The 15,857-nt window shown below is 73.7% G+C and carries 14 protein-coding genes; 1 reads left to right on the top strand and 13 read right to left on the bottom strand.

The genetic code is table 11. The annotated features are described in order from the left end of the window. Positions 1 to 25: 25 nt before the first annotated feature. From ACA511_RS18940 to ACA511_RS18900, 9 genes are all read right to left on the bottom strand, one after another. Complete coding sequence (locus ACA511_RS18940; RefSeq protein ID WP_375025709.1) at positions 26 to 1,150, bottom strand: acyl-CoA dehydrogenase family protein; 1,125 nt, start codon at positions 1,148 to 1,150, stop codon at positions 26 to 28. After that, positions 1,147 to 2,388 (bottom strand): acyl-CoA dehydrogenase family protein, encoded by a 1,242-nt coding sequence (locus ACA511_RS18935; protein WP_375025708.1) that lies wholly within the window; start codon positions 2,386 to 2,388, stop codon positions 1,147 to 1,149. The genes ACA511_RS18940 and ACA511_RS18935 overlap by 4 nt, the downstream gene beginning before the upstream one ends. Next, a complete protein-coding gene (locus tag ACA511_RS18930) occupies positions 2,385 to 3,422 on the bottom strand; it encodes an acyl-CoA dehydrogenase family protein (protein ID WP_375025707.1) in 1,038 nt (345 codons plus the stop codon). Before ACA511_RS18930 ends, ACA511_RS18935 begins: the two co-directional genes overlap by 4 nt. Next, the gene (locus ACA511_RS18925; protein WP_375025706.1) at positions 3,415 to 4,572 is read right to left on the bottom strand and encodes an acyl-CoA dehydrogenase family protein; all 1,158 of its coding nucleotides are present in this window, start codon (positions 4,570 to 4,572) and stop codon (positions 3,415 to 3,417) included. Before ACA511_RS18925 ends, ACA511_RS18930 begins: the two co-directional genes overlap by 8 nt. Positions 4,573 to 4,580: 8 nt before the next feature. Beyond that, positions 4,581 to 6,176 carry a flavin-containing monooxygenase gene (locus tag ACA511_RS18920; protein WP_375025705.1) on the bottom strand — a complete coding sequence of 532 codons (1,596 nt, stop codon included), beginning with the start codon at positions 6,174 to 6,176 and terminating at the stop codon, positions 4,581 to 4,583. 57 nt (positions 6,177 to 6,233) lie between these two features. Next, positions 6,234 to 7,007, bottom strand: coding sequence for an SDR family NAD(P)-dependent oxidoreductase (locus tag ACA511_RS18915; protein ID WP_375025704.1), 774 nt, complete (start codon positions 7,005 to 7,007; stop codon positions 6,234 to 6,236). Positions 7,008 to 7,105: 98 nt separating this feature from the next. Continuing rightward, positions 7,106 to 8,755: a class I adenylate-forming enzyme family protein gene (locus tag ACA511_RS18910; protein ID WP_375025703.1), complete on the bottom strand. Its 1,650-nt coding sequence runs from the start codon at positions 8,753 to 8,755 to the stop codon at positions 7,106 to 7,108. After that, a complete protein-coding gene (locus ACA511_RS18905) occupies positions 8,752 to 9,570 on the bottom strand; it encodes an enoyl-CoA hydratase/isomerase family protein (protein WP_375025702.1) in 819 nt (272 codons plus the stop codon). The genes ACA511_RS18910 and ACA511_RS18905 overlap by 4 nt, the downstream gene beginning before the upstream one ends. A 45-nt stretch (positions 9,571 to 9,615) precedes the next feature. Then, entirely contained in the window at positions 9,616 to 10,383 is a 768-nt protein-coding gene (locus ACA511_RS18900; RefSeq protein WP_375025701.1) for an SDR family NAD(P)-dependent oxidoreductase, read from the bottom strand. 104 nt (positions 10,384 to 10,487) lie between these two features. Between ACA511_RS18900 and ACA511_RS18895 the strand changes: the two genes are divergently transcribed. Continuing rightward, entirely contained in the window at positions 10,488 to 11,192 is a 705-nt protein-coding gene (locus ACA511_RS18895) for an SDR family oxidoreductase (RefSeq protein WP_375025700.1), read from the top strand. Here ACA511_RS18895 and ACA511_RS18890 read toward each other — a convergent pair. From ACA511_RS18890 to ACA511_RS18875, 4 genes are read right to left on the bottom strand one after another with little or no spacing between them, the layout of a single operon-like run. Then, complete coding sequence (locus tag ACA511_RS18890) at positions 11,180 to 11,890, bottom strand: ABC transporter ATP-binding protein (RefSeq protein WP_375025699.1); 711 nt, start codon at positions 11,888 to 11,890, stop codon at positions 11,180 to 11,182. The two genes, ACA511_RS18895 and ACA511_RS18890, sit on opposite strands and share 13 nt — an antisense overlap. Further along, the gene (locus ACA511_RS18885) at positions 11,887 to 13,704 is read right to left on the bottom strand and encodes an ATP-binding cassette domain-containing protein (RefSeq protein WP_375025698.1); all 1,818 of its coding nucleotides are present in this window, start codon (positions 13,702 to 13,704) and stop codon (positions 11,887 to 11,889) included. Before ACA511_RS18885 ends, ACA511_RS18890 begins: the two co-directional genes overlap by 4 nt. Then, the gene (locus ACA511_RS18880; RefSeq protein ID WP_375025697.1) at positions 13,701 to 14,582 is read right to left on the bottom strand and encodes a branched-chain amino acid ABC transporter permease; all 882 of its coding nucleotides are present in this window, start codon (positions 14,580 to 14,582) and stop codon (positions 13,701 to 13,703) included. The genes ACA511_RS18885 and ACA511_RS18880 overlap by 4 nt, the downstream gene beginning before the upstream one ends. A 31-nt stretch (positions 14,583 to 14,613) precedes the next feature. Then, positions 14,614 to 15,819: an ABC transporter substrate-binding protein gene (locus ACA511_RS18875; protein ID WP_375025696.1), complete on the bottom strand. Its 1,206-nt coding sequence runs from the start codon at positions 15,817 to 15,819 to the stop codon at positions 14,614 to 14,616. Between the last annotated feature and the right edge of the window lie 38 nt (positions 15,820 to 15,857).

The following is a 15,857-nucleotide window of genomic DNA, read 5'->3' as shown; positions in this document are numbered from 1 at the left end:
ACTTGTAATTCTAGCAGGGAAAGCGTCAGGGCTCCGTGGTGAAGAGGCTCGCGGAGACGCGGGCGCGGTGCCATCTGGCGCCCCCGCACAGGTGCTCGTTGAGTTTGGCGCGCTTGAGGAGCAGGTGCAGGTCGTGCTCCCAGGTGTAGCCGATTCCGCCGTGCAGTTGCACCGCGGTTCCGGCGCTTCGGGCGGCCACCTCGCAGGCGTGCGACTTGGCCATCGAGACGGCCTCCGACGTCGCGGCGGCGGCCGGGTCGGCGGCCACCCGGCCGGCGGCGTCGCGCACCAGCTCGCGGGCGGTGCGGAGATCGACCAGCATGTCCGCCGCCTGGTGCTTGACGGCCTGGAAGGAGCCGATCGGGCGGCCGAACTGGACGCGCCGACCGGCGTAGTCGACCGTCATGTCCAGCACGCGACGCGCGATTCCCAGGGAGTCCGCGGCGATGGCGGTCGCGGCCCGGTTCACGAGGGCCGCGACGAGCCGTTCGGCCGCCGCGCCCCGCGCCAGGACGTTCCCCTCGTCCACCCGGACCCCGGCGAGCCGGACGGCGTCGGCGCAGCGGGTGCCGTCCACCATGTCCAACGGCTCCACGCTCACCCCCGCGTCCGTCCGGGCCACCACGGCGACGATCTGCTCCCGGGCCGCGGTCCGGGCGACGACCACGAGGAGGTCGCCGGCGCGCGCGTCCAGGACGTATTCGCACGTCCCGTCGAGCAGGACGCCGCCCGCCTCGCGAGCCGCGATCTCGTCGCCGTCGCCGAACGCGCCGGCGAGCACCGCGGTCCCGTACAGCGCACCGGCGCCGAGCCCGGCGAGCCGGCGGTCCCGCCGGCCGGGCGGGGCGGCGAGCAGCAGCGCGCCCGCGCACAGGACCGCCGAGGAGACGAGGGGGAGCGAGGCCGCGCGGGCGCCGGTCTCCTCCAGCAGCGGCACCAGCTCGGCGAAGCCCGCCCCGCCGCCGCCGTCCTCCTCGGGGATCTCCAGGCCGAACCAGCCCAGTTCGGCGGCCTCGCGGGCCAGCCGCCGGTCGGGCCCGCCCCCGGCATCGACGACCGCGCGCACCCGTTCCGAGGACGCCGCATCCGCGAGGAACCGCGCGGCGACCTCGCGGAGGGCCTCGATCTCCTGCTCATCGGCGCCGTTCATGCGAGGACCGGCTCGCGCGGCAGGCCGAGGGCCCGCTCCCCGATGATCGAGCGCTGGATCTCACTGGTGCCGCCCGGGATCGTCCACTCCCACGATCCGATGAAGTCGAGCAGCCACGCGCCCGACTCCCAGCCCGCGCTCATCGGGCGGCGGGCCGCACGCTGCCCGGCCGGCCCGGCGATCTCGACGCCGTAGCCGGTCACGCGCTGCAGCAACTCGCTGTAGTAGAGCTTGATGACGGACGCCAGCGCGCCGGACGCGGACGCGCCCGACTCCGCTTCGGCCACCGCCCTGGCGGCCAGCAGCCGCAGCGCGCGCACCTCCGTGGCGAGCCGGGCGAGGTCGTCGCGCACGACGGGGTCGTCCGCCATCGGGGAGCCGTCCAGGCCGGTGGACCGGCGGGCGAGATCGACGAGCCAGCCGAACCCGACCGCCAGGCGCTCGGCGAGCTCCACCATGGTCGCCCCGCGCTCGGCGTTCAGCGTCCGCTGGGCCACCCGCCAGCCGTCGTTCTCCGCCCCGATGAGGTTGGCCGCCGGGATCTCGACGTCGGTCAGGAAGATCTCGCAGAAGTGCTCCTCGCCTCCCGCCTGCCGGATCGGCCGCACGGTGAGGCCCGGGCTCCGCATGTCCATCAGGAAGTAGGAGATGCCGCGCCGCTTCGGGGCGTCCGCGTCGGTGCGCGCGAGGAGCAGGCACCAGTCCGCGTACATCGCCAGGCTGGCCCACACCTTCTGGCCGTTGACGACGTAGACGTCACCGCGCCGCTCGGCCCGCGTCCGCAGCGAGGCCAGGTCCGACCCGGCCTCCGGCTCGCTGAAGCCCTGGCACCAGACCTCGCCGTCCAGGATCGCCGGGAGGTGGCGCTCGCGCTGCTCGGCGGTGCCCGCGCCGAGCAGGGTGGCCGCCGCGTGGTGCAGCGACACGAAGTGCAATACCAGCCGGGGCGCCTCGGCGCGGGCGAGCTCCTCGAAGATCACCGCCTGTTCGGGCAGCGAGAAGCCGCCGCCCCGGTCGGCCGGCCAGTGCGGCGCGGCGAGCCCGCCGGCGCGCAGCGCGGCGAGCCACTCTCCCTGGAACTCGACGAACTCGTCGTGGCTCGCGCCGGTCTGCCGCTCCCGCCAGCCGTCCGGCACGTTGGCGGCGCACCAGTCGCGGACGGCGGCCCGCAGCGCCGCCAGGTCGGGCTCGCCGGCGGCCGTCCGTACCGGACGCACCGGCGCCGTAGCACTGCTCACGCGCGCTCCTCCTCTTTCTCCGGCGACGCCGCCTTGCGCAGGCTCGAGACCGTGGACGGGAACAGCCCGCTGAGGCCGTCGCCGAGCACCAGTTCCCCGAACCAGCGCTCGGTCTCCGGCCGGTTCAGCGGCAGCCGGCGCAGCGGCTGGCTGTGCCGGGAGATCCAGGAGACCGCCACCTCGTCGCAGAAGCCGGTCGCCCCGTGCACCTGGTGGCCGGTCCGCAGGACCACGTCCGCGGCCCGCAATCCGGCGACCCGGGCGCCGACGACGTCGGTCAGCAGGCCCGCGCGGCGCCGCCCGGCCGACCAGAGCGCGTAGAGCGCCTGCCGCTCGAACACCTGCACGGCGGTCACGGCGTCGGCCAGCCGGTGCTGCACCGCCTGGTACCCGATGATCGGCGCACCGAACTGGACGCGGTCGCGGGCATGCGTCACCGTCAGCTCCAGCGCGCTCTCCAGCATGCCCAGCAGCGTGAAGCTCTGCAGGTGCAGCGCCAGCGCCAGCGTGGCCGGTGAACCGGGAGCGGGCTCTCCGAAGTCCAGGTCGGTGACGAAGGGGCCGAGGCGTCCGCCGCGCCGCGCTCCGGCGCCCGGACCCGCCGTGGCCGGGGCGACGCGGGTGGACGTCCCGACGAGCCGCCAGGCGAGCGGCAGGTCGCCCATGTTGACCCGGACCCGGTCGCCGGGACCGTCCCGGCGGTCGTCGACGACCGCGAGCGCGGGGCCCTCTTCGTGCGGCGCCACCATGTTGCCCGCCAGGCGCTCGGGCACCGGGTACGGCAGCGCGAACGCGCCCGCCGCGCGGCAGGCCGCCGCGGCGGCCTGCAACTCCTGCTCCCCCGCGTCGGGGACGAGTTCCAGCACCCCCAGCGAGGCCAGCAGCGGCTCGATCTCACGCGTCCGCACCTCCGGCTCGGACTCCGAGCGCATCACCAGATCGAACCCGCCCGCGTCCGCCAGGGCCTGCCGGACGACCGCGTCCAACTCGCGGATCTCCGGGTCGAAGTCGGGCTCGAAAAGCTCGTCAGCCATGGCGGGCGAGGGTCCTTCCGATCAGGTTCCGCTGCATTTCCAGCGTCCCGGAGGCGATGGTCGCGGCCTGCGCGTAGCGCCAGTGGTCCTCGACGGCGGCGGCGAAGCGCGCCGCCGGACGCGCGGGATCGGCGGGTCCGACCGCGGCCGACCCCAGCAGGTCCATGAGGACTTCGGCGACGTCCTGGTCGAGCAGCGTCGCGGCGGACCGGTAGGCCGCGACGACGGCGGGCTCGGTGTCGCCCTTCATCTGGGCCTGGAGCACCTTGTACGCGAGCAGCCGCACCCCGCGCGTCTCCAGCAGGGCGGTCGCCCAGCGGGTGACCAGGTTCTCCGGGACGTCGTCCCACACGTCCGCGAGGACCTCGGGGGCCATTTGCAGCAGCCGCTCGCAGCGCGCGTAGCGGGCGATCCCGACGCGCTCGTAGGCGAGGACGTCCCGGACCACCGTCCAGCCCCCGTTCACCTCCCCGAGAACGGCCGAGTCGTCGACGGCGACGTCGTCGAGGAAGACCTCGTTGAGGTGGTGCGGGCCGAGCATGCTGCGGATCGGGCGGACCGTGATCCCCGGCGAGTCGACGGGCAGGAGGAAGACCGTGATGCCGCGCGTCCCGCGGCCGCCGGTGCGGGCCAGCAGGAAGCACCACTGGGCCATCTCGGCGTAGGACGTCCAGCACTTCTGGCCGCTGATCCGCCAGCCGCCGCCGGGCGCCCTGGTCGCCGCGGTCCGCAGGGCGGGCAGGTCGGAACCGGCGTCCGGCTCGCTGAAGCCCTGGCACCAGATGACCTCGCCGGCGGCGATGCGCGGCAGCAGCCGCGCGCGCTGCTCCGCAGTGCCGTGCTTCATGATCGCCGGACCGACCCAGTTGACGCCCATGTACTGGGCGCCGCGCGGTTCGTGGTGCGCCCACATCTCCTCGCGCATGACGGTCTGCTCCCACACCGAGCCGCCGCGCCCGCCGTACTCCGCCGGCCAGGCCAGCGTCAGCAGGCCGTCGCCGGCCAGCACCCGGCAGAACGCCTGCGCCGTCTCCAGGTCCCGGGGATCGTCGGTGCAGGCGCCGAGGAAGTCCGCGGGCACGTGCTGTTCGACCAGGGTGCGGAGCCGGCCGCGCAGCGCGTCGGCCGCGGCTCCGAACTCGAATTCCATTCGGCCTCTCATCGCATGTCGAAACCGCGGAAGCCGGTCGTGGCGACCTCTGCGCACCGGCGGACGTACTGGTGGAATCCGCCCCCGTAAGGGAGGAAGACCCGCGAACCGTCGTCCTTGTTCACGTGCACCATGTAGTTGTCGACCTGCCGCCGGATCAGCGGCCCGGCCACCTCGGCGGCGTGCGCGGTCCATTCGCTCTGCGCCCGCCGCGTCGGCTCGATCCGGTCGGCTCCGCGCTCGCGCGCGTGCTCGATCAGGTCGCCCACGAAGTCGAGGTGCTGGACGTTGTGCACGTTCATGTTCGCCAGGACCGACGGGCTGCCCGGCCCGGTGATCAGGAAGAGGTTGGGGAAGCCCGCCGTCATGAGCCCCAGATAGGTCTCCGGGCCGCGCTGCCAGCCGTCGCTGACCAGCTCACCGGCCGCGTTGCGGACACCGGCCTGGTCCAGCGCGCCGGTGAAGGCCTCGAACCCGAGCGCGAACACGATGACATCGAGGTCGTGGGAGGCGTCCTTCGTCTCGATGCCGCCGGGGGTGATCCGCCGGATCGGGTCGGACCTGACGTCCACCAGGGTCACGTTGTCCTGGTTGAAGATCTCGTAGTAGCCCGTGTCCACGCAGAGCCGCCGGGTCCCGATCGGGTAGGCGTCCGGCACCACCCGGTCGGCCACCTCCGGGTCCTTGACGACCTCGCGCACCTTGGCGCGAACGTAGTCGCCCACGATCCGGTTGGCCTCCAGGTTGGTGCCCTGGTCGGTGAACAGCGCCAGCAGCGGCTGGCCGCCGAACGCCCAGCGCTCGTCGAGCAGATCGCGGCGCTGCTTCGCGGAGAAGTCGGCCGCGCGGCCGGCATAGGCCGGGGTGAGGTTGCCGGCGGGCGCCGCGGCGACCTTCGCGCGCACCGTGGCCAGGTCGCCGGCCAGCTCGGCCTGCAACTCGTGGTCCGCGGGCCCGTTGTGCGCCGGCACCGAGTAGTTCGGCGTCCGCTGGAACACGACGAGGCGCTCGGCCTGGGCGGCGATCGCCGTCGCCGCCTGGACGCCCGACGACCCCGTCCCGACGATCCCTACCTTCTTCCCCTTCAGGTCGACGCCGTCCTGAGGCCAGTGGGACGTCTGCACCCACCGGCCGCGGAACGTGTCGAGCCCCGGGAATCCGGGATCGCGGGACTTGGACAGCTGGCCGGTCGTCGAGACCAGGAACCGCGCGGTGACGACGTCGCCCGCATCGGTCTGCACGGCCCAGCGCCGTCCGTCCTCGTCCCAGCGCGCGCCCACCACCGAGGTGCCGAACCGGAAGTGCCGCCGGACGTCGAACCTGTCGGCGAAGTGCTTCAGGTACCGCAGGAGTTCCGGCTGCGCCGCGTACCGCTCGCTCCACTTCCACTCGCGGTACAGATCGTCGTCGAAGAGGTAGCAGTAGTAGTGGCTCTCCAGGTCGACGCGGGCGCCGGGGTAGGCGTTGTGGTACCAGACTCCCCCGACCTCGGGCGCGCTCTCGATGCCGAGCACCGACAGCCCCTGGCCCATCAGCCGGTGGGCCGCGTAGACGCCGCCCATCCCGGCGCCGATGACGATCACATCCCGGTCCGGCGGACTCACGTTGGCACCTGTCCGGTCAAGGCTTCACCATCTCCTCGCTTGGTCACCGTCTGCGCATCAGGGGCGGGCTATCTGACCGCCGTCGATCAGGTACGGGGCGCCCGTGATGTAGCCGGCCTCCGGGCTGAGCAGGAAGGCGATCAGCGCCGCGATCTCCGCGGGCCGCGCGTACCGGCCGAGCGGCTTGCTCGCCAGGAACGCCTCCCGGACGCGCGTCCGGTCGGCGCCCGCCGCGCGCTCCGCGTCGAGCATCATCGGCGTCTCCACCCCGGAAGGGCAGACGCAGTTGACCCGGACGTCGAAGGGCGCGCCCTCCACGGCGGTCGCCTTGGTCAGGCCGATCACCGCGTGCTTGGTCGCGCTGTAGGGCGCCCGGCCGGGGTAGCCGGCCATGCCGGCGGTGGAGGCGAGGTTGACGATGGCCCCGCCGGCCCGTTTGAGGTGCGGGAACACCGCGCGGGTGCCGAGCCAGACCGCCTTCAGGTTGACGGCGATCACCCGGTCGAACTCGTCCTCCGGGTAGTCCTCGACGGGGGCGCTGGGGCCGTTGACCCCGGCGTTGTTGACCAGGCCGTCGATACGCCCCCAAGCCCCGGCGACGTCCGCGACGCAGGACCCGAACGCCTTGGCGTCGGTGACGTCGACCTCGTACGGGCGGGCCCGGTCCCCGGTGGCGTCGATCCCGGCCGCGACGCCGGAGACCGGCGAGCCCGGCAGGTCGAGGAGCGCCACCCGGGCGCCCTCGGACGCCACCCGCTCCGCGACCGCCCGTCCGATCCCCTGCACGGCTCCGGTCACCAGCACGACCTGGTCGGCAAACCTCTCAGGCACCGCCATCCTCCGATCGCATGGCTGCAATACTTGCTATCCTAGCAAGGATTGATAGGTACGAGTAGGGCCAGTCTCCGCCCACGCCCGCCCCGGTCGGGCTAGCGCTTCGGGATGCGGGCCACCAGCTCCTGTTTGCGGACCTTGCCGAACGCCGTGGTCGGCAGCTCGCCGAGCGCGAACCATGCCACCGGCACCTTCTGGCGGGCCATCCCGCGCGCCCGGACGAACTCCGCGAGCTCCTCGGTCCCCGGCGCCTCGGTGTCGGGGCCGCCCACATAGAACGCGACCGGGACCTCGCCGTAGCGCGCGTCGGGCCCCGGAACGACCGCCACGTGCAGGACGCCGGGATGCGCGAGCACGGCCTCCTCGATCTCGCGCGCCGAGAACTTCTCGCCGCCCCGGTTGATGATGTCCTTGACCCGGCCGGTGATCAGGACGTTCCCGTCCTCGTCGACCCGGCCGACGTCGCCGGTCACGAACCAGCCCTCGGCCGGATCGAGCGCCGCGGCGCTGTCGCCCTCGTCCACGTAGCCGAGCATCCGCTCAGGCCCGCGGACCCGGATCAGCCCTTCCGCGCCGGCGCCCAGCGGTGCGCCCGACTCATCGACGACGCTCACCTCCGAGCCAGGGCCGACCGGGCCGTCGGTATCGCGGCGGACGGCCAGCGGCGTGGCGTGGCCCGCGATCGTCGTGCTCATGTGCTCGGTCGAGCCGTAGCAGCGCCAGGCCCGCAGCCCGAGCTTCTCGGCGCGGTCGATCAGCGCCGGATCCGTCGCCGCGCCGCCGACCGAGTACCCCCGCAGCGACACCCGCGCCGCCCCGGCGGCCTCGTAGGCGGCCAGGATCTCCCGCAGGAAGACGGGGGTGCCGGAGGAGATCGTGCACCCCTCCGCCTCGATGAGCCGCACCGCCCGCCGGGCGTCCCACACGTCCTGGAGGACCACGGGGGCCCCGGCGGTGACGGGCATGGTGAACCCGACGATCAGTCCGGTCAGATGGGCGAACGGCGCGGGCATGAAGCTGACGTCGCGCCGGCAGACGCCCCAGGTCTCCCGCATCTGGCGGGTCTCGGCGAGCAGGCCCACCGAGTCGACGACGACGCCCTTGGCGCGCGCGGTCGTCCCCGAGGTGTACGCCACCACGCACGGGTCCTCCGCCGTGACCGCCTCCGGCACGGCGACCTCGGGGGCCGGCCGGTCGAGGAGCGGGGCCAGCTCGGTCCACCCCGGAGCGGTCCCGCGCACCGCCAGCCGCAGCCGCGGCGACGCCGCCCCGGGCCCGTCCAGGACGGCGTCGAACAGGGCGGTGTGGGCGTGCCCGCGGAACTCGACGGGAGTCACCACCGCCGCCGGGCGCAGCTCGGCGAGGATCTGCCGGAGCTCGCGCTCCCGGTAGATCATGACGATCGGGTTGTTGACGGCGCCCACCTGCCAGGTGGCCAGCGCCACCGTGGCGGCCTCCCACCAGTTGGGGACCTGCCAGGCCACCACGTCGCCCGGCCCGATCCCGGCGTCCCGGAAGACCGCGGCCAGCGCGTTCGCCCGGCTCCGCAGCTCCCGGTTCGTCAACCTGACGTCGCCGTCGATGATCGCGGTCGCGTCGGGGAACTGGTCGAGGCACGCGATGAGCCGCTCGCCCACCACGGAGTCGTCGGTCAGCCCCGCCCGCCGCCACGCCGTCCGCAGCCGCTCGGGCTGCCGGTACTTCTCGAACCTGCTCCGCGCCAGCACGCCGCTCCCGCCGGTCATGGCCGCGAGCCCCAGACGGGGACGCGGCGTTCGAGGAAGGCGGCGGGCCCCTCGGTCGCGTCCGGATGCGCCCAGTGCGCGCGGATCGAGTCCCAGCCGCGGTCCATGACCGCGCGCAGGAGCGTCTCCTCGACGTCCACCAGCGCCTTCCGGCTGCGCCGGACGGCGGCCGGCGAGTTCGCGGCGATCAGGCGGGCCAGTTCCAGGGCCCGGTCGAGCAGCACCCCGTCGGGGACGACCTCGGAGACCAGGCCCGCCTCCTTCGCCGCCGCCGCGCCGAGCCGCTCGGACCGGCCGAGCAGCGCCATCCGCGTGATCGCGTCGAACCGCGCCCGCAGCGCGAGCATCACCGGTTCCAGGGCGGTGACCTGCCCCATCGTCACGTGGGGGTCGAGGAACGAGGCGCTCTCCCCGGCGATCACGATGTCGCCCTCGGCGGCGAAGTGCAGCCCGCCGCCGGCGCACACCCCGTTCACCGCGACGACGACCGGGACCTCGATCCGGTGCCGCGGCAGGAACGCGAGCTCCTCCGCCGAGGTCGCCCCGTACTCCGTGCGGGTCGACTCCAGCATCGAGGCGTCGGCGCCGGCGCAGAAGCCCTTCCCGGCGCCCGTCACGACGACGCAGCGGACGTCGGGATTCCCGGCGACCGCGTCCCACAGCGCGCTCAGCTCACGCATCATCCGCGCGTCGAAGGCGTTCAGCCGGTCCGGCCGGTTCAGGGTCACCAGCAGGATCCGGCCGCCGTCCTCCCAGCGCGCGGTCAGGGACGTCAGATCCGGCACACCGGCGGCCGGCGTCTTCTTCGGGGTCACGGTCACTCTCCTCGGCGATCATGTGCGCCGGCGACGCCGGCGGGCTCAGATGATGACCATTCCGCCGCTCACCGACAGGGTCTGCCCCGTCACGTAGCCCGCGTCGGGGCCGCAGAAGTAGGCGATGGCCGACGCCACGTCGGCCGGCGAGCCGAGCCTGCGCATCGGGATGCCGCGGCGCAGCCGGTCCAGCATCCCGGGGGCCTCCCGCATGGAGTCGGCGAGCAGCGGAGTGTCGATGATCCCCGGCGACACGGTGTTGACCGTGATCTCGTCCCGGGCGAGTTCGCGCGCGAGCGACCTGGTGAGCGCGAGCATCCCGCCCTTGGCGGCGGTGTACGCCGCGCCGTTCGACATGCCGGTCCGCGCCGAGTCCGAGGCGACGTTGACGATGCGGCCGTCGCCCCACGCGCGCAGGGCCGGCACGGCCTCGCGGGTGACCTTGATCGGCCCGCTGAGGTTGATCGCCAGGAGCGCGTCGACGAGGTCCTCGTCGTGCTCTGCCAAGGGGACGTTGAGCGTCCACCCCGCGTTGTTGACCAGCCCGCCGAGGCCGCCGAACCGTTCGGCCGCCCCGGCGAGCGCCGAGCGGATCGTGGCGGTGTCGGTGACGTCCAGCAGGAACGCGTGGGCCGTGCCGACGCCGTCGCGGATCGAACCCGCGACCTTCTCGGCGCCGTCCAGGTCCCGGTCCGTCACGGCGACCGGGTGCCCGCGGCCGGCCAGCAGCTCGGCGGTGCATCGCCCGATGCCGCTCGCCGCCCCGGTCACCAGGATGGGACGCGGCCGCGGATCGCTGTCCTCGCCGATCATGATTCGGAGTCTAACCTTGAAAGTATTAAAAGGACAAGCCGGATTATGTTACGGTCCGACGGGTCGCCGGCGGGGGATCGGCGCCGGAGAGCGAGGTCGGTCGGATGGATGCCAAGAGGCTGGCGATCGTCGTGGGAGCGTCGTCCGGAATCGGCGCGGAGACGGCCCGGATCCTGGCCGGGCAGTACGAGGTGCTCCTCGTGGCCCGCCGTGCGGACCGGCTGCGCGCGCTCGCCGACGAGATCGGCGGGGAGTTCGTCGCCGCCGACGTCACCTCCGCCGAGGACATGCGGCGGCTGGGCGAGATCGTCCGCGAGCGCGGCCGCGGCCCCGGACTGGTCGTCTACTCGGCCGGCGTGATGCGCCCCTCCCCCGTGCACCGCACCGGCGTCGAGGACTGGGACCACGTCCTGTCGGTCAACCTGCGAGGCGCGTTCCTCCTGGCCCGCGAGCTGATCCCGGTGCTGGAGCCCGGCTCCCGCATCGTCCTCGTGTCGTCGGTCGCGGCCGACAAGGGGCAGCCGAACCTGTCCGCGTACGCGGCCTCCAAGGCGGGGCTCGAACGGTTCGCCGAGTCGCTCGCCGCCGAACTCGAGCCCAAGGGCGTCGCCGTGCACGTCGTCGCCCCCGGCCCGACCGCGACCCCGCTGCTCGACCTGCCGGGCACCTCCCCGTTCCAGTTGGAGGCGGTCCGGGTCGCCGAGGTCGTCGACTGGCTGAGCAGGCTCCCCACCGACGTCGTGATCAAGAAGATCACCCTCCGGGCCCCGGTCAAGGGACCGTTCGCCCGCGAGGGTCACGACAGGTAGGCGTCCTGCAGGTCGCGGTCCAGGTCGGGGTCGGCGGGGGTGCTGGAGCCGACCAGCCGGCCGCGTTGCAGGATGTGGACCCGGGAGCAGACCGCCTTGGCGACCTCAAGGCGCTGCTCGACGAGCAGCACGGCGGTGCCCTCCTCCGTGATCCGCACGATGATCTCCTCGACGCGGTTCACGAGGGCGGGCGAGAGGCCGTTGGTCGGCTCGTCCATCAGCAGGACGCGGGGGCCGCCGACCAGCGCGCGACCGATGGCCAGCATCTGCTGCTGCCCGCCGCTGAGCGCCCCCGCGACCTTGCCGAGGTGCGGCGCCAGCTCCGGGAGCAGCGCGAGCACGCCGTCGACGGTGTACTTCGACGACCGGGCCCGCACCGCGGTCGCACCGAGGGCGAGGTTGTCCCGCACCGAGAGGCCGGGGAACACTCGCCGCCCTTCGAGGACGTGCCCGAGCCCGGCACGGGCCCGCGCCGCCGCGTCCTTCCCGGTGACGTCCGTCCCGTTCAGCCGGACGCGGCCGCCGCGGACGGGTTCGAGCCCGCCGGCCGCCCGCAGCAGGGAGGTCTTGCCGGCCCCGTTGGCGCCCAGCACCCCCACGCAGGCGGCCTCCGGCACCTCGAACGAGACCCCGTGCACGGCCGTGATGCCGCCGTACGAGACGACGAGCTCCGACAGGCTCAGCGCGGCGCCGGTCATTTCTCTCCCAGGTAGGCGGTACGGACGGCGTCGGCGCTCGCGAGCTCGCCGGGCGGCCCCTTCCAGAGCACCTTGCCGAGTTCGAGCACGATCACCTCGTCGACCAGCCGCCGGACGAAGTCGAGGTGGTGCTCGACCACGATGACCGCGCACCCGGTGCCGGCCAGCGTGCGGATGCACTCCGCGAGCCGGTCGATCTCGGCCGAGGCCAGGCCGGCGGCGGGCTCGTCGAGCAGCAGCACGCGGGGTCCGGCGTGCACGGCGACGGCGATCTCCAGGAACCGCAGCTGCCCGTGGCTCAGCCGGCGGGCCTCGCTCCGCATCGCGGCGGGGTCGGCGGAATCGATCCCGCCCGCTTCGAGCAGTGCGGACGCCATCGCCCAGCCCGCGGCGGCCGGAGCGCCGGCGCGCCGGTGCAGCGCGAAGTGCTCCCCGACGCCGAGGCCCGGGAACGTCTTCGGGATCTGGAACGTCCGGCCCACCCCGTGCCGCGCGATCTCGTGCGGCCGCGTCCCGACGAGGTCGTCCCCGTCGAGCGTGACGGTCCCGGTCGTCGGGGCGTACAACCCGGACAGGACGTTGAGCAGCGTCGTCTTCCCGGAGCCGTTGGGCCCGACGAGCCCGAGCACCTTGCCTCGGCCCACCTCCAGGTCGACGCCGTCCAGCGCGCGGACTCCGCCGAAGGACTTCGCCACGTCGCGGGCGACCAGCACGGGCGCCCCTCCGTCCGGCGCGGGCCCCGCGGCGGACGGCCCGCCGGTCTCGGCGGCCCCGCCGCCGGACGGGGCGGGGACAGCGGCGCTCGTGCCGCTCAGCAGCCCCCGCGGGCGCAGCAGCATGAGCACGATCAGCAGCGCCCCGTACAGGTAGGCGTTGACTCCCGGGAACGCCGTCAGTTCGAGCGGGACCAGGGTCAGGATCACGGCGCCGAGCAGCGGCCCGTACACCGACCCGGCCCCGCCGAGGATCACCATCACCAGCAGCAGGATGGACAGCTGCGCGGTCACCGCGTTGGGCGTCAGGTAGAGGGAGAGGTAGGCGAACAGCCCGCCGCCCAGGGAACCGAGGGCCGAGCCCAGCGCGAACCCGAGCACCCGGGTGCGGTACGGGGACACGCCGAGGGCGATCGCGCCGGCCTCGCCGTCGCGCACGGCGAGGGACGCGCGGCCGAACCGCGAGTGCCGGATGCGGTGGTGCGCCACGTACGCCAGGTAGGCGCACGCCAGGATGACCGCGGGCAGCAGCAGCTCCGACTCCGTCGGCTCGCCGCCCGGGACCACGATCGGGACGATGCCGGACACGCCCGCCGTGCCGCCGGTGAGCGAATCCAGTTCGAGGATGAGGTCGGTCGTCACCAGGGTGAGCCCGAGCGACACCATGGCCAGCCCGATGGTCCCCAGCCGCCCGGCGGGCGCGCCGATGCCGAGCCCCACCACGAACCCGGCGGCCAGCGCGGCCGGGAGCGTCCACCAGATGACCCAGCCGAGCTCGGAGGTCAGGATGCCGGCCACGTAGGCGCCGACCGCGAACGCGGCTCCCTGCCCGAGCGACAGGGCGCCGCCGAACCCGGCGGGGATGTTGAGGCCCAGTGCCGCGATCGCGTACACGGCGAGCAGCAGGGTCACGTAGCTGTAGTAGGCGCCGCCGCCCCAGGACGCGATGAGGGCGAAGGCGATGAGCACCACGACGAGGCCGTTGACCCACGGGTTCGTCGCCGGCACGCGGATCGGGGCGGGCAGCGCCGCCGCCCCCGCCGTCACGCGGGCGCCGACGGCGGCCTGCGCGGCGCGCAGGCCGCGGAGGAACTCGTTCATACGGTCCGCGCTCCCATCCCGCCGAACACACCGAACGGCCGCACGAGGTAGACGAGCAGGAGGACCGCGAACATCACCAGGTTGATGAGCAGGCTGCCCACGTAGGCGTCCGCGATCTGGACGACGAGGCCGACGACCAGGCCGCCGAGCAGCGCGCCCCGCAGGTCGCCCAGCCCGCCGAGGGCGGCGGCCACGAACCCGTTGAACAGGTAGGCGAGGCCCATGCTCGGGCTCACCAGTTCCGTCGGTGCGATGACCAGGCCGGCGACGAGGGCCACCGCCCCGGCCAGGCCGGCCGCGATCTGGGACATCCGCGCGGGCGAGATCCCGATCGCCGCCGCGCCGTCCACGTCCTCCGAGACGGCGCGCAGCATCCGCCCGACCCGGGTGCGCGTGTACAGGAGGCCGAGCAGGACGGCGAGCACGACCGGGGTGGCGATCAGCACGAGCTCGGCGGGCGAGATCCGGAGCGGCCCGAGGCTGGTCTTCTCGATGGGGGCGCCGTGCGGGTACGCCAGCGACTGGCCGCCGAACGGCTCGGCCAGCAGCTGGGCCAGGATGACGCTCGTCCCGAGGGTGGACAGGATCCACGGGAGGCTGTTGTCGACGCGCAGGAACGGGCGGATGGCCAGCCGCTCCTCCACCAGCGCGACGCCGATCACCGCGACCGCCGCGAGCAGCATGGCGGCGGCCAGGGGGAAGTGCCACAGCCTGGTCGCGGCCATCACCACGATCGGGCCGGCGATCATCAGCTCGCCGTGCGCGAAGTTCAGCACGCCCGTCGTGCGCTGCAGCACCGCGAACCCGAGGGCGACGAGGGCGTAGATCGCCCCCACCGCCACCCCGGGCACGACGATGTCGTTGAGCAGCCCGCTCACCGTTCAGCGGCCTTCCGGCTCGGGCCGTCGATCACGAGTCGACCGCCGCTTGCCGGCAGGTTCCCGCGTCGCAGGGGAACTGCGGCTGGAACAGGCCGAGCTGGTCGGGGGTCAGCCCGAGCCGTTTGTCGGGCCCGTAGACGTAGTCGCCCTGCGCGCCGGGGAAGCTCTGCCCGGACATGAGGGCCTTCTTGATCCCGGCGGGGTCGGTGCCGCCCGCCTTGGCGGCGGCCGCCACCACGAGGGTGACGGCGTCGTATCCGTAGGCGCCCACCTGGTCGATGGCCGAGAAGGTCTGCTGCCCGCGCTTGGCCTTGTACCCCTGGACGAACTCCCCGGCCGCCCCGGTCCCCGGCTGACCGGCGTCCTGCGCCAGGAACGTCTTGGGCAGCGGGCCGCCCACCGCCTTGGCCAGCACCTCCTTCGGCGCCGCCGCGACCACGGCCGGGTCGCCCATGGCCTTGGGCCCGACGAGCAGGCCGTTGTAGTCGGACTCGCCCACGCTCTTCATGGTCTGCACGAGACCCGCGCCGTAGGTCCAGGTGATCAGCGAGCTCACGCCCTTGCCCTTCAGCTCGTTCAGCTGGCGGGTGACGGACGTGGCGCCGGTCGGGAAGTCGGAGGTGACCAGGCGCACGTTCGGGTAGCGCTGCGACACCAGCGCCTCGGTGATCTTGACTTGGCCCTTCCCGTAGGCCGACGCCTCGTTGAGCTGCCCCACGACTCCGCCGGTCGCGTTCTTCGAGGCGTAGTCGAGCAGCGGCTGGACGGCCGGGTCGCCGTCGTTGTCGCCGACGCTGAAGCCCCACTTGTAGGTCTTGCCCTCCCCGAGCTTCGCGAGGATCGGCCCCGTGCCGGCGCCCAGGCCGATGATCTTCGTCTGGTTCAGGACGTCCTGGACGGCGGGCATCGACTCGGTCGTGAAGTAGATGGCCTGCGCGCCCTGCTGCGCCAGCTCGCGGGTGGCCGCGACCGCCTTGGTCGCGTCGCCGCCGGTGTCGCGGACGACGAGCTTCACTTCGGGATCGCCCGCGCCGCCCGACTTGTTCGCCTTGGCGACGGCCACCTCGGCTCCGACCCGGGCGGCGATCCCGCTGGAGGACAGCGGCCCGGTGAGGGCCCCCACGAAACCGAAAACGATCTTGTCGTCGTCGCCGCCGGACCCGCCGCCGCACGCCGACAGGGCCGACACGAGCAAAGCGGAACAAGCGACCAGCGTGCCCACACGGCGCCCCATGCATCCTCCCCAGGATTATTAATCTTGCAAGGATTGAA

This window comes from Actinomadura sp. GTD37, assembly GCF_041951365.1.
Taxonomy (GTDB): domain Bacteria; phylum Actinomycetota; class Actinomycetes; order Streptosporangiales; family Streptosporangiaceae; genus Spirillospora.
Note: the sequence above shows the minus strand (reverse complement) of the source record. Positions and strands in the feature narration are given on the sequence as shown.